Annotated in this window: 14 protein-coding genes; all 14 read left to right on the forward strand. The window is 35.9% G+C overall.

Going from position 1 to position 14,526, the window contains the following annotated elements:
• Positions 1 to 8: 8 nt before the first annotated feature.
• The 14 genes from mraY (at position 9) to ACZDYH_RS03915 (ending at position 14,512) form a co-directional block, all read left to right on the forward strand.
• Positions 9 to 983 (forward strand): phospho-N-acetylmuramoyl-pentapeptide-transferase, encoded by a 975-nt coding sequence (gene mraY / locus ACZDYH_RS03850; RefSeq protein WP_000893060.1) that lies wholly within the window; start codon positions 9 to 11, stop codon positions 981 to 983.
• On the forward strand, positions 984 to 2,336 hold the full coding sequence (gene murD / locus ACZDYH_RS03855; protein ID WP_000860116.1) for a UDP-N-acetylmuramoyl-L-alanine--D-glutamate ligase: 1,353 nt from the start codon (positions 984 to 986) through the stop codon (positions 2,334 to 2,336).
• A 90-nt stretch (positions 2,337 to 2,426) separates the two neighbouring features.
• A complete protein-coding gene (gene spoVE / locus ACZDYH_RS03860; RefSeq protein ID WP_000753520.1) occupies positions 2,427 to 3,518 on the forward strand; it encodes a stage V sporulation protein E in 1,092 nt (363 codons plus the stop codon).
• 102 nt (positions 3,519 to 3,620) lie between these two features.
• Positions 3,621 to 4,715 (forward strand): undecaprenyldiphospho-muramoylpentapeptide beta-N-acetylglucosaminyltransferase, encoded by a 1,095-nt coding sequence (gene murG / locus ACZDYH_RS03865; RefSeq protein ID WP_025709060.1) that lies wholly within the window; start codon positions 3,621 to 3,623, stop codon positions 4,713 to 4,715.
• A 212-nt stretch (positions 4,716 to 4,927) separates the two neighbouring features.
• On the forward strand, positions 4,928 to 5,833 hold the full coding sequence (murB, locus tag ACZDYH_RS03870; RefSeq protein WP_000437024.1) for a UDP-N-acetylmuramate dehydrogenase: 906 nt from the start codon (positions 4,928 to 4,930) through the stop codon (positions 5,831 to 5,833).
• A gap of 98 nt (positions 5,834 to 5,931) precedes the next feature.
• Positions 5,932 to 6,702, forward strand: a complete 771-nt coding sequence (gene divIB / locus ACZDYH_RS03875) for a cell division protein DivIB (protein WP_001065794.1) — start codon at positions 5,932 to 5,934, stop codon at positions 6,700 to 6,702.
• 399 nt (positions 6,703 to 7,101) lie between these two features.
• Positions 7,102 to 8,409 (forward strand): cell division protein FtsA, encoded by a 1,308-nt coding sequence (gene ftsA, locus ACZDYH_RS03880; RefSeq protein ID WP_001087558.1) that lies wholly within the window; start codon positions 7,102 to 7,104, stop codon positions 8,407 to 8,409.
• 39 nt (positions 8,410 to 8,448) lie between these two features.
• Complete coding sequence (ftsZ, locus tag ACZDYH_RS03885) at positions 8,449 to 9,603, forward strand: cell division protein FtsZ (RefSeq protein WP_000888984.1); 1,155 nt, start codon at positions 8,449 to 8,451, stop codon at positions 9,601 to 9,603.
• Between the two features lie 259 nt (positions 9,604 to 9,862).
• Positions 9,863 to 10,780: a sigma-E processing peptidase SpoIIGA gene (gene spoIIGA / locus ACZDYH_RS03890; protein WP_000261975.1), complete on the forward strand. Its 918-nt coding sequence runs from the start codon at positions 9,863 to 9,865 to the stop codon at positions 10,778 to 10,780.
• Positions 10,781 to 10,800: 20 nt separating this feature from the next.
• The gene (sigE, locus tag ACZDYH_RS03895) at positions 10,801 to 11,520 is read left to right on the forward strand and encodes an RNA polymerase sporulation sigma factor SigE (RefSeq protein ID WP_000976948.1); all 720 of its coding nucleotides are present in this window, start codon (positions 10,801 to 10,803) and stop codon (positions 11,518 to 11,520) included.
• Positions 11,521 to 11,677: 157 nt separating this feature from the next.
• Positions 11,678 to 12,457, forward strand: a complete 780-nt coding sequence (sigG, locus tag ACZDYH_RS03900) for an RNA polymerase sporulation sigma factor SigG (RefSeq protein WP_000197753.1) — start codon at positions 11,678 to 11,680, stop codon at positions 12,455 to 12,457.
• A 163-nt stretch (positions 12,458 to 12,620) separates the two neighbouring features.
• Positions 12,621 to 12,902, forward strand: coding sequence for a YlmC/YmxH family sporulation protein (locus ACZDYH_RS03905; RefSeq protein WP_000236750.1), 282 nt, complete (start codon positions 12,621 to 12,623; stop codon positions 12,900 to 12,902).
• A 120-nt stretch (positions 12,903 to 13,022) separates the two neighbouring features.
• On the forward strand, positions 13,023 to 13,841 hold the full coding sequence (gene pgeF / locus ACZDYH_RS03910; protein ID WP_088361880.1) for a peptidoglycan editing factor PgeF: 819 nt from the start codon (positions 13,023 to 13,025) through the stop codon (positions 13,839 to 13,841).
• Entirely contained in the window at positions 13,838 to 14,512 is a 675-nt protein-coding gene (locus tag ACZDYH_RS03915; protein WP_000218005.1) for a YggS family pyridoxal phosphate-dependent enzyme, read from the forward strand. The genes pgeF and ACZDYH_RS03915 overlap by 4 nt, the downstream gene beginning before the upstream one ends.
• The last annotated feature ends 14 nt before the right edge of the window (positions 14,513 to 14,526 follow it).

A 14,526-nucleotide genomic window follows, 5' to 3' on the forward strand; every position in this document is an offset into this window, starting at 1 on the left:
GACTACATGTGCTTGAGCAAGGTTTATTAGTAACGGCTGGGGTAGCATTCTTAATTTCTGTTGCCCTTTCGCCATTGTTTATTCCATTTTTAAGAAAATTAAAGTTCGGACAGAGTATTCGTGATGAGGGACCGAAGTCACATCAAAAAAAATCAGGGACACCGACAATGGGTGGTATCGTCATATACGTATCTATGATGGTAACTTCACTTATTATGGCGATTAAGTTTAATTATTTAGGTGCAGAGGTTTCGTTATTACTATTAGTGACGTTTGGTTACGGATTGATTGGATTTTTAGATGACTACATAAAGGTAGTTAAGAAGAGAAATCTTGGTTTAACATCAAAGCAAAAATTAGTAGGTCAGCTTGTTATTGCTATTGCATTCTTTTTAATTGGAAAAGGGCAAGCGTTCCACACATACATCATGATTCCGGGAACGGATGTTAAGTTTGAATTAGGTTGGGCGTATTTCGTACTTGTACTATTTATGCTTATTGGTGGATCAAATGCAGTTAACTTAACTGACGGTTTAGATGGTTTATTATCAGGAACAGCTGCTATTGCATTTGGAGCATTTAGTATTATTGCTGTGGCACAAGAGCAATTTGGAGTAGCGATATTCTGTATGGCAGTTGTAGGAGCTGTACTTGGATTTTTAGTATTCAATGCGAATCCAGCAAAAGTGTTTATGGGAGATACAGGTTCATTAGCTTTAGGTGGAGCCATTGCAGCTGTAGCGATTTTATTAAAACAAGAATTGCTACTTGTAATTATTGGCGGAGTATTCGTAATGGAAACTTTATCGGTTATCATTCAGGTCATTTCATTTAAAACAACAGGAAAACGTGTCTTTAAAATGAGTCCATTACACCATCATTATGAATTATGCGGTTGGTCAGAGTGGCGTGTTGTTGTGACGTTTTGGTCTGCAGGATTTTTATTAGCTGTGTTAGGAATTTATATCGGGGTGTGGATGTAATTGAAAACTGTAACTGAATTTCAAAATAAGAATATTCTTGTATTGGGTATTGCAAAAAGTGGTTATGCAGCAGCTACATTGTTACAAAAGCTAGGGGCAAATGTTATTGTAAATGACGGAAAGCCTTTAGCAGAGAATGTACTTGCTGCAGAATTACAAGCAAAAGGAATGGACGTTGTATGCGGTGGTCATCCTTTAGAATTATTAGAGAGAAATATTTCTCTTGTAGTAAAAAATCCAGGAATCCCGTATTCTAATCCAATATTAGTTGCTGCGAAAGAAAAACAAATTCCGATTGTTACGGAAGTTGAATTAGCATATCGTATTTCAGAAGCACCATTTGTTGGGATTACGGGGTCTAACGGTAAAACGACGACGACAATGCTGACATTTGAAATGCTAAAAGAAGGACAAAAGCATCCTGTAATTGCAGGGAACATTGGAACTGTAGCGTGTGAAGTAGCACAGGATGCAAAAGAAAATGAAGTTGTAGTTACAGAACTTTCATCGTTTCAATTGATGGGAGTAGAATTGTTCCAACCTAAAATTGCTGCGTTTTTAAATTTATTTGAGGCCCACTTAGATTATCATGGGACGAAGAAAGAATATGGTTTAGCAAAAGCAAATATTTTTAAAAACCAAACAGAAAATGATTATAGTGTAATAAATGCGGATGATGCAGATGTGATGGCTTTGTCTGCGTATTCTAAAGGTCAAAAAATCCTGTTTTCGACAACGAAAGAAATTGAAGATGGTGCGTGTATAAAAGATAACGCTCTTTATTTCAAAGGTGAAAAAGTTGTTGAAGTAAGCGATATCGTTTTACCTGGTCAACATAATCTAGAAAATATTTTAGCTGCGATGAGTATTGCGAAATTATTAGGTACTTCTAATGAAGCAATTACGGTCGTGTTAAAACGTTTTACGGGTGTAAAACATCGTTTAGAATATGTAACAACGATTAACAACCGTAAGTTTTATAATGATTCAAAAGCAACGAATATGTTAGCGACTGAGAAAGCACTATCTGCGTTTACACAACCGATTGTGTTACTAGCAGGTGGGCTTGATCGCGGAAATGAATTCGATGATTTAATTCCGTATTTCAAAAATGTAAAAGCGATTGTAACATTTGGACAAACAGCTCCTAAACTAGTAAGAGCGGCAGAAAAAGCGGGATTAGATATAATTGAAAGTGTCGATACTTTAGATGAAGCAGTGGTGAAAGCTTATGCTCATTCTAAAGATGGTGATGTCGTTCTTCTTTCTCCAGCGTGTGCAAGCTGGGATCAATTTAAAACATTTGAAGAAAGAGGAGACATTTTTATACAAGCTGTGCATAAACTTATATAAAGTAAATCAAAACATCAGTAGGCTAACACCTACTGATGTTTTGTTACATAGGGCAAAAGGTTCTGCCTAAAGAGGTGGTGTTTGTGGGTAATGAAGAAAACGCCTGATTTTATTCTCATCATCGTAACACTTTCATTGTTGACAATCGGAATGATTATGGTTTATAGTGCGAGTGCAGTTTGGGCCTCTTATAAAATGGGGGACTCATTCTTTTTTGCAAAAAGACAATTACTGTTTGCGGGTCTTGGTGTAGTAGCTATGTTTTTTATTATGAAAATTGATTATTGGGTGTGGCGTACGTATTCAAAAGTGATTTTGCTAGTTTGCTTCATTCTTCTTATTCTCGTTCTTATTCCTGGAGTAGGTCTTGTTCGAGGAGGAGCACGAAGTTGGATTGGAATCGGAGCATTTTCGATTCAACCGTCAGAATTTATGAAGTTTGCGATGATTATTTTCTTGGCAAAGTTTTTAGCAGAACGGCAAAAATTGATTACATCTTTTAAACGTGGTTTATTACCGGCTCTTAGTTTTGTGTTTCTTGCTTTTGGGATGATTATGTTACAGCCAGACCTTGGGACAGGAACGGTAATGGTTGGGACATGTATCATTATGATATTCATTTCGGGAGCGAGAGTCTTTCACTTTGCAATGTTTGGTTTGATTGGTGTAGCAGGATTTGTAGGGTTAATTGCATCAGCACCGTATCGAATGAAACGCATTACATCATATTTAGATCCGTGGTCAGATCCGCTCGGGAGTGGATTTCAAATTATCCAATCATTACTTGCAATTGGACCTGGTGGATTATTTGGGCTTGGACTTGGACAAAGTAGACAAAAATTTCTTTATTTACCTGAACCACAAACTGACTTTATATTTGCGATCTTATCCGAGGAATTAGGTTTTATTGGTGGTTCATTTGTGTTATTATTATTTAGTCTATTATTATGGCGCGGGATTCGTATCGCATTAGGAGCGCCAGATTTATATGGTACGTTTTTAGCAGTAGGTATTGTGGCGATGATTGCGATTCAAGTAATGATTAATGTTGGTGTTGTAACAGGACTGATGCCTGTTACGGGTATTACCTTGCCGTTTTTAAGTTATGGTGGATCAAGTTTGACATTAATGTTAATGGCAGTAGGTGTATTATTAAATATAAGTCGCCATTCTCGCTACTAACCCTGTTTATAAGACAGGGTTTTTCGTATGTGTGTAAAAATGCAATATGTATATAGAAATAAATATAATGGAAATAAGAAAAGAGAAGCGGAGGAGTTAGTAGTGCGTGTATTAGTGAGTGGTGGGGGTACTGGTGGTCATATTTATCCAGCTCTTGCTTTAATTAGAGAAATAAAAAAGTTAAATCCAGAAGCAAGATTTTTATATATTGGTACGGAAAATGGACTAGAGAGTACAATCGTTCCAAAAGCAGGTATACCATTTCAATCTATTGTTATAAGTGGATTTAAACGAAAAATATCATTAGATAATGTGAAAACAGTAATGCGTTTTCTAAAAGGTGTACAGGATAGTAAACGATATATTCGTCGTTTTAATCCGGATATCGTAATTGGAACGGGTGGATATGTATGTGGACCAGTTGTATACGCTGCAGCCAAATTAGGTATTCCAACTATTGTACATGAACAAAATAGTGTACCAGGTGTAACGAACAAGTTTTTAAGCCGTTATGTTGATAAAGTTGCTGTTTGTTTTGAAGCAGCTATAGAGCATTTTCCAGAGTCAAAAGTGGTAATGACAGGTAATCCACGAGCATCAGAGGTAATGGATCAAAATGGAATGAAGGGGAAACGTTCAGTTGGGCTTTCTCTTCCTAAAAAGTCTGTACTTATATTTGGTGGAAGTCGTGGGGCTAGACCGATTAACGATGCCTTCGTTGAAGCAATTGAACAGTTTGGGAACAAAAGCTACGAAATACTATATGTAACAGGTGAAGTACATTATGACAAAGTGATGGAAGCCGTGAAGCAAAAAGGGAACCCAAGCAATGTTATTATTAAGCCGTTCATTCATAATATGCCAGAGGTACTAACTGGTGTAGACCTTGTTGTTTCAAGGGCTGGGGCAACAACACTTGCAGAATTAACAGCGTTAGGAAAACCAAGTGTGTTAATACCGAGTCCGTATGTAACAAATAATCATCAGGAAAAGAATGCACGTTCAGTTGTTGATAAAGGAGCGGCAAAAATGTTACTAGAAAAAGATTTAACAGCTGAAACGCTTATTCGTGATATTGATGAGATTTTATTAGATGCACAAACATTACAAAATATGAAGCTAGCTGCTAAGCAACTAGGTATTCCAGATGCAGCAAATAAGCTGTATGAAGTAATGAATAAGCTTGTAAAAAAATAAAGTGAGGCTTTAATCAGCGGGGAGTGATTCTCTCTCGTTGATTATTACCTTTCACTAATCGGATGTTTACTGGTATCCTCATTCCGCCTAATTTCTTTATTATCGCCTAATTTTGATTTAGGAGCTGTACTGCCCGTAAATAGAGGGATAACGTTAGGTGAACGCCCTGCATATTATTGTCATAAGGAGACTTAATATGGGGGAGATTGTCTATGGAACAATTAGTAAATGAGCTTATAGAAGCAGACGTTGGTCGTGTTTTAGTTAACGAGCCGTTAGCACGTTATACAACTATGAAAATAGGTGGACCAGCGGATATTTTAATTGTGCCAAAGCATGTAGCCGGTATTGAAAAAACATTACAGTTAGTAAAACAATACAAAACGAAGTGGACTGTAATTGGTCGCGGTTCAAACCTTCTTGTATCTGATCAAGGCATAGAAGGTGTTGTTATTCGTTTAGGAGAAGGATTAGATCACTTAGAGGTCGAAAAACATAAGGTAAGAGTTGGTAGTGGATATCCTCTTATTAAATTGTCAACTTTACTTAGTCGTCAAGGGTTAGCTGGATTGGAGTTTGCAAGCGGTATTCCAGGAAGTGTCGGTGGTGCAGTATATATGAATGCAGGTGCACATAAATCGGATATATCGAGTGTATTATCGAAGGCTCTCATTCTGTTTGAAGACGGTACAATTGACTGGTTAACGAATAAAGAACTGGAGTTTTCTTATCGGGCATCTGTATTGCAAACGAAACGTCCTGGTATTGTTTTAGAGGCGGTGTTTCAATTACAGGCGGGAAAACGTGAAGAAATTGTACGTAGCATGCAAAATAATAAAGATTACCGCCGTGAAACGCAACCATGGAATCACCCGTGTGCAGGAAGTGTATTTCGGAATCCAATCCCACATTTTGCAGGAGATTTAGTAGAAAAAGCAGGGCTTCGTGGTTATAGGATTGGTGGAGCTCAAATTTCTGAAATGCATGGCAATTTTATTGTTAATACCGGGGGAGCTTCAGCGCAAGATGTATTGTCTTTAATTGAATTAATAAAACATACAATTAAGGATAAATTTGATGTAGATATGCACACAGAAGTAGAAATCATTGGAAGATAACGGTTATTCGTTCCGCTCATTATCATTTATGTTATAATAAGAAGATAAGAACGGCATGAGGAACATGCCGTTCTTTATGTTACATAGGGGGATCGTACATGAATAATAGTAAAGTGATTAAACTACAAGATCGTGTACCAAAATTGAAAAATCAAAAGAAAAAAAACAAAAAAAATGTTAATCATCGATTGATTTTATACATATCAATTTTATTTTTATTAGTGCTCTTTTTAATTTATTTTCGGTCTCCGCTTAGTAATATAAAAAAGATTAGTGTGTTTGGAAATCACTATATGACGGATGAACAAGTAATGAAGGATTCAGGCGTGACATATGATACAAGTTATTTCCGAGTGACAGCACATAAAGCTGAAGAAAACTTAACGAAGCGAAAAGAAATTAAAGCAGTAAATGTAAAAAAACGTTTTCCAAACAATATTGATATTCATATCGAAGAATATGTAACGATTGGTTATATAAATAAAGAGGGAAAATTACAACCGTTATTAGAGAATGGAAAAACACTTGATGTACTACCTAATGGAAAACTTCCTGTTGCAGCACCGATTTTCGAACCTTTTAAAGAAGAGAAAATGAAGGAGTTAATCGCTGAACTAGAAAAATTAACACCAGCTATTTTAAAATCTATTTCGGAGATTCGCTATTCACCAACGAATGCGAATGAAGATCATCTTACTTTATATATGAATGAAGGTTATGAAGTGAGCACTACAATTCAAAATTTCGCAAAACGTATGGAAGCCTATCCGCTTATTTTAAAAACAATTGAGCCAGGTAAGAAGGTATTAATTGACTTAGAAGTAGGTGCATATACGAAAGAATTAGGTGCGGAAGAAAAAAAAGAATAGAATGGTAGTTTTCGTTACTTATAGCAGAAAAAACGAAACGAATGTTCTATTATGTGTATACGAATTTAGAAGAATGGTTCATTTGATGAAAAATATGTAAAAATTCTTAGATTCATACTAGTATTGGTACAAGTTTCACTTTTCTATGAGTACATCTTAGTGTAGACTTATACTTGGCGGTAAACTTTACACTCGAAATAGAATTATTTCAAGATAAGCAGTTATTCATAGTTTACTGCGATATTCTTAATTGAATGCTAAATAAAAATAAGAAAAATATAGGGTTAAAAAAGGGAAACGTATAAAGACGTTGAATATTTTTCTTATAAATAGTAAAGTTGCGATTGTTGTTCCATATATTGAGTTGTATGGTATAAATAAAGAAGGAGGTGCCAAAGAATGAACAGCAATGAAATATATGTTAGTCTTGACATCGGTACATCCAATGTTAAAGTCATCATTGGTGAAATGGTTAATGACAGCTTAAACATTATTGGTGTTGGAAATGTAAAATCAAATGGTTTAAAGAAGGGATCGATAGTTGATATAGACGAGACTGTTCGATCAATTAAAAAAGCAATTGAACAAGCTGAGCGCATGGTGGGAATCCACATTGAGCAAGTTGTAGTAGGTGTCAATGCAAACCAGGTACAGCTACTTCCTTGTCACGGAGTAGTCGCTGTTTCAAATGAAGATCGTGAAATCGGGAATGAAGATGTCTTACGCGTTCTAGATGCAGCACAAGTTGTGTCAATTGCTCCAGAACGTGAGTTTATTGATGTGGTACCTCGACAGTTCATCGTAGACGGTCTTGACGAGATTAACGATCCACGCGGGATGATCGGTGTAAGATTAGAAATGGAAGGTACACTTATTACAGGCTCGAGAACTTTACTACATAACCTACTTCGTTGTGTAGAAAAAGCAGGTCTTGAAATTGTTGATATTTGTCTTCAACCTTTAGCGGCTGCAACAGTTGCAATATCTTCAGATGAAAAAAATAGAGGAGTAGCCCTTGTTGATATGGGGGGAGGATCTACAACTTTATCTATTTTTAAAGATGGAGAGTTACAAGCGACGAGCGTATTACCATTAGGTGGAGACCATATAACGAAAGATATTGCGATTGGGTTGAAAACTTCAACAGAAAATGCAGATCAAATTAAGTTGAAATATGGACATGCTTTTTATGATACAGCATCTGAAGAAGAGATGTTTACGGTTCCTATTATGGGAAGTGATCAAACAGAACAATATTCTCAGTTGGAATTATCGGATATAATAGAGGCTCGTGTAGAGGAAATTTTAATGTTTGTTCAAGATGAAGTGCGTAAGTTAGGAGTAAAGCAAGTGGCTTCTGGTTATGTACTAACTGGCGGAATTGCTTCTATGCCAGGTGTTCTTGATCTTGCATATGATATTTTACATGAAAATGTTCGTGTAGCAACTCCTGATTATATTGGTGTGCGTGAGCCCCAATATACAAGTGGAGTTGGATTAATTAAACATTCTTATCAAAAAGCTAAATTACGTGGGAAAAATGTGCAGGAAAAGCAAGAGCATTTTGAACCAGTACCAGCACCAGCACCAACGCCGGTACAACAGCAACCCACGAAACAAAAAACTCGTAATCAAAACAATAATAATCAAAATGATGACCGCATGATGTCAAAAGTAAAACGTGTATTCCGTTATTTATGGGATTAAAATTGGACACGAAAAATGAGGTTCTAGGGGGATTTCGACATGTTAGAGTTTGATACTACTCAAGATCAATTAGCGAATATAAAAGTTATCGGTGTCGGCGGTGGCGGAAACAATGCTGTAAACCGTATGATTGAACACGGTGTACAAGGTGTAGACTTTATCGCTGTGAACACTGATGCACAAGCATTAAATCTATCAAAAGCTGAAACAAAAATGCAAATTGGTGGAAAATTAACGCGTGGACTTGGTGCAGGCGCAAACCCTGAAGTAGGGAAAAAAGCTGCAGAAGAAAGTAAAGAACAGATTCAAGAAGCACTTCGTGGTGCGGATATGGTCTTCGTAACTGCCGGTATGGGCGGTGGAACTGGAACTGGTGCAGCTCCAGTTGTTGCTCAAGTTGCAAAAGAATTAGGTGCTTTAACAGTAGGTGTTGTAACACGTCCATTTACTTTTGAAGGACGTAAGCGTGCGACGCAAGCAGCATCTGGTATTGCAGCATTTAAAGAAAATGTAGATACTCTTATTGTAATTCCAAACGATCGCTTATTAGAGATTGTTGATAAAAATACGCCAATGTTAGAAGCATTCCGTGAAGCTGATAACGTATTACGTCAAGGTGTTCAAGGTATTTCGGATTTAATTGCAACGCCAGGTTTAATTAACTTAGACTTTGCAGACGTAAAGACAATTATGTCTAATAGAGGTTCTGCTTTAATGGGTATTGGTTCTGGTAATGGGGAAAATCGTGCTGCAGAAGCTGCGAAAAAAGCGATTTCTAGCCCATTACTAGAAACATCTATTGATGGAGCTCAAGGTGTTATCATGAACATTACGGGTGGCGCTAACTTAAGCTTATATGAAGTACAAGAAGCGGCAGACATCGTAGCTTCAGCTTCAGATCCAGAAGTAAATATGATCTTCGGTTCTGTTATTAACGAAGGATTAAAAGATGATATCGTTGTAACTGTAATTGCAACTGGTTTTGATGATAGCATTGCAACTCAACCACCAAAACCAATTATTCGTCCGAATGCGAACCACACGCAACAACAGCAACAACCAGTAGCTCAACCTTCAAAACAGCGTGAAGTAAAACGTGAAATGAAGCGTGAAGAGCCAGTTGTACATGAGCGTCATTCAGATTCAGATGATATCGATATTCCAGCATTTTTACGTAACCGTCGTAGACGATAAAAAAAGGAGCTTTCATGCTCCTTTTTGTTTTTTATGGAAAAGACCTGCTAAGCAGGTCTTTTTTTTTATTTCGTATATTTCAATATATTTTGTTTGTGAAAATAAGAGTATATCATTCTATGAATTTGTACTTTTATTTTTTACCGACAGATTATGTCTAGAAATCACAAAATAACAAAAAAACACCTCCGCAAATTGACACACTTTCCTATTGGATATGCATTATACTAGTCTCAACTTGAAAAAAGAGGTGAATTGTTTGGTTGTTTACGCCGACGTTGTTTGGTTGTTAAACGCCTGCATTGATTTTCTTTTGCTTTTATTAACAGCTACCGTGTTAAAAAAGAAAATCAAAAGATGGAGGCTTGTGTTAGGGGCATTTATAGGTTCAACTATTGTTATTTTTGCCTTTACTCCTTTTGCTTCTATGATGACACATCCAATTATGAAACTACTGTACTCGTTACTTATTGTGTATACAGCATTTGGGTTTACAACATTTAGAAATTATGCACAAACTGTTTTTACTTTTTACTTTGTAACCTTTATGGTTGGCGGAGGATTAATTGGAACTCATTTCTTTTTGCAAACGAATGAAATGGTAAATGGATTGGTTCAATCTCAGTCAATTTCTTACGGTGATCCAATTAGTTGGTTATTTGTTATTTTTGGTTTTCCAGTAATTTATTATTTTTCTAAAAAGCGTATTGAAAGCGTAGAGGTCACGAAAATACACTATGATCAAATTGTGAAAGTAAAAATTCAATTAGCCGAAGAAGAACTAGAACTCGCAGGTCTTATTGACAGTGGGAACCAACTTTATGACCCATTAACAAAAACACCTGTTATGATTATGCATGTTTCATCATTAGAACATTGCTTACCATCTTGGTTAACAGAACAAATTTATTCCAAAACAGAAATTCCTCAAATACCAGAAAATGATTCTGGTTGGGCGACCAAATTACGCTTAATTCCTTTCCGTGCAGTAGGAGTAGAGAGTCAATTTTTGTGGGCAATTAAGCCTGACAGTGTGCAAGTTGACCATGAAGGTAGTTCTATTGTTGTAAACAAAGTATTAATTGGATTAAATACACAACAGCTGTCTACTAATGGGGAGTATCAATGTATTGTGCATCCAAAAATGTTGATTTCGCAAAAAATGGTGATCGCTTAATAAATGAGAGGCGGGATAATATGATGAAATTAAAATTTTATTTAGTATACCTTTGGTATAAAGTATTGCTGAAATTAGGAATTAAGACCGATGAAATTTATTATATTGGTGGAAGTGAAGCGTTGCCACCACCGTTAACAAAAGAAGAAGAGGAAGTTCTTTTGAATAAATTGCCAAAAGGAGATCAGGCAGCAAGGTCATTACTTATTGAACGTAACTTAAGGCTCGTTGTATATATAGCAAGAAAGTTTGAAAATACAGGGATAAATATTGAAGATTTGATTAGTATAGGAACAATCGGCCTTATTAAAGCGGTAAATACATTTAATCCAGAAAAGAAAATAAAATTAGCAACATATGCATCGCGTTGTATAGAAAATGAAATTTTAATGCATTTACGTCGAAATAACAAAAATCGTTCGGAAGTTTCTTTTGATGAACCACTAAACATTGATTGGGATGGGAATGAACTGTTATTGTCTGACGTGTTAGGTACAGATGATGATATTATTACAAAAGATTTAGAAGCTACTGTAGATCGTCACCTTTTAATGAAAGCATTACACCAATTAAATGATCGTGAAAAACAAATTATGGAACTTCGGTTTGGGCTTGCTGGAGGAGAGGAAAAGACGCAAAAAGATGTGGCGGATATGCTTGGGATTTCACAGTCATACATTTCGCGTTTAGAAAAAAGAATTATAAAAAGATTACGAAAAGAATTTAATAAAATGGTGTGAAGAATAAGACCAGCCGTTATGTAGGCTGGTCTTATTCTATTTAGTTGTATTAGGAAAGATAATTTAAATAAAAAATCGTGAAAAAACCACATGCATAAAATCCCCTTCAAAGGAAATACTTTACACTGTACAGCAACTCCCGATAGGAGGGAACACTTTGACGAGAAACAAAGTAGAAATTTGCGGTGTTGATACAGCTAAACTTCCAGTATTAAAAAATGATGAAATGCGTAAATTATTTCGTGAAATGCAAAGTGGAGAGATAAGCGCAAGAGAAAAATTAGTGAATGGAAACTTACGTCTTGTACTGAGCGTCATCCAAAGATTTAATAACAGAGGAGAATATGTTGACGATTTATTTCAAGTTGGTTGCATCGGACTTATGAAATCAATTGATAATTTTGATTTAGGCCAAAATGTAAAATTTTCAACGTATGCTGTGCCGATGATTATTGGGGAAATACGCAGATATTTGCGTGATAATAATCCGATTCGCGTATCGCGCTCATTGCGAGATATTGCGTATAAAGCTTTGCAAGTAAGAGAAAAATTGATTGCAGAAAATTCAAAAGAACCAACAGCAATGGATATTGCAAAAGTGCTAGAAGTAACTCATGAAGAGATAGTATTTGCTTTAGATGCGATTCAAGATCCAGTTTCATTATTTGAACCGATTTATAATGATGGGGGAGATCCTATCTTTGTTATGGATCAGTTAAGTGATGAAAAACAAAAGGACGAGCAGTGGGTTGAAGAATTAGCATTGAAAGAAGGAATGAAGCGTTTAAATGATAGAGAGAAAATGATTATTAGAAAACGTTTCTTCCAAGGAAAGACACAGATGGAAGTTGCAGAAGAAATTGGGATTTCCCAAGCGCAAGTATCACGTTTAGAGAAGTCAGCTATTAAACAAATGAATAAAACGATTCAAGGATAAGGTCTCACCAATTATGGTGAGACCTTTTTATATGTAATATGGTTTGTGCTCATAGTAGGGGATTAGTGTTCATATAATGAAACTAGCATGGTGTTTCGTATAGATGGCTTCCTGTAAATATGAGAAACAGTTTCCAATTTGTCATATAAGGGAGAGGATAAAAATGGTGATACGAATTTCAGAGTTACAGATGAAGGATGTTATAAATATTTCAGATGGAAAAAGGATTGGGAATATTGGAGATATTGAAATTGATATGAACACAGGGCAAGTTTGTTCTGTTATTATTTCCAAACAGACACGTATGCTAGGTATTTTTGGAAAAGATGTTGAGATTGTAATTCCTTGGAAGGAAATTGTGAAAATTGGGGAGGATGTCATACTTGTAAGAGTAAATCCTGTTAATTCTGTAACAGAATCAATACAAACACCGACAATTTCATAAAGAATATTACAAATTCCTCTTTTTTTTCTGTTAGGATTATGAAAAAATAAAAGTATGGTAAAATAGACAGGAAGTACCATGCTTTTTTCTGTTATTTTAATTAAAAGGAGCCGCTTTATTATGAGAGAACCATTTAAATATGTGGACGGTATACTGTATTTACAAGCGTGGAAAGAACTTGGAAACATTACTGCTGGATTTACGACAAAAGATGGTGGGATAAGTACGGGCTCCTTTCATGCGATGAATTTAGGATTACATGTGAATGATATCGTGGAGAACGTTCATGAAAACAGACGCATTTTAGCAAATAAGTTACAAAAACCATTAGAAAACTGGATTTGCTCTGAACAAGTTCATGCTCATCATGTTGAAAAAGTAGGGCAACAGGAAAAGGGAAGTGGTGTCTATTCATATGAGGACGGCATTTCAAAAACAGATGGCATTTATACGAGTAATGAAGATGTTCTGTTAACGTCTTGTTACGCGGATTGTGTTCCGCTCTATTTTTATGCACCATCACATGGTATGATAGGACTTGCGCATGCTGGATGGAAAGGCACTGTACAAGAGATTGCAAAGGAAATGATTCAAAAGTGGAATGCAGAAGGTATTTCAAGTGATGAAATTCATGTTGCAATTGGGCCGTCGATCGGATCTTGTTGTTATGTTGTGGATGATCGTGTATTAACAGCAGCACAGGAAGTAGTTAGCGGTGCTGTTCCTCATCAAAAAATTTCTGACGGGCAGTACGCAATTAATTTAAAAGACATTAATCGTATATTATGTGTACAAGCAGGCATAAAAGAAGAGCATATTGTAATGTCATCTCTTTGTACAAGCTGTGAAGAGCAACTATTTTTCTCTCATCGTCGTGATCAAGGTAAGACAGGAAGAATGTTGAGTTTCATAGGTTTTAAGGAGGAAGGAAGCAAGTGACAGTACAAGAAAATTTAGTAATTGTAAACGAAGCTATTAAAGAATCTTGCGCTCGAGCTGGACGTTCGTTGCAAGATATTAAACTTGTTGCAGTTACAAAAACTGTAGGGATTGAAAAAACAAACGAAGTAATTGAAGCTGGAATTATCGATTTAGGTGAAAATAGAAATGAAGGTTTCTTACAGAAATACGAGCATTTCGGTTCAAAAGTTAATTGGCACTTTATTGGCTCATTACAAACGAGAAAAGTAAAAGAAATCATTAATGAAATTGATTATTTACATTCGTTAGATCGTCTTTCGCTGGCGAAAGAAATTCAAAAACGTGCTGATAAGAAAGTGAAATGCTTTATTCAAGTGAAAACCTCATCTGAAGAATCGAAGCAAGGATTGGCAATAGAAGAGGTTGTTTCTTTTATTCAAAGTTTGCAAGAATTCGATAAAATTGAAGTGGTTGGACTAATGACGATGGCTCCATTTACAGAAGAAGAGGAAGAAATCAGACGCTGTTTTAAGGAATTACGTATGCTGCAAACAGAGGTGCAGGAGCTAGAGTTATTACATGCGCCATGTAAAGAATTATCAATGGGAATGTCCAACGATTACACAATTGCAATTGAAGAAGGGGCTACATATATTCGTTTGGGAACGATTTTAGTAGGAAAAGCGTAAAAGGAAGGAGAATC

Source organism: Bacillus sp. EB V-12 (assembly GCF_056158125.1).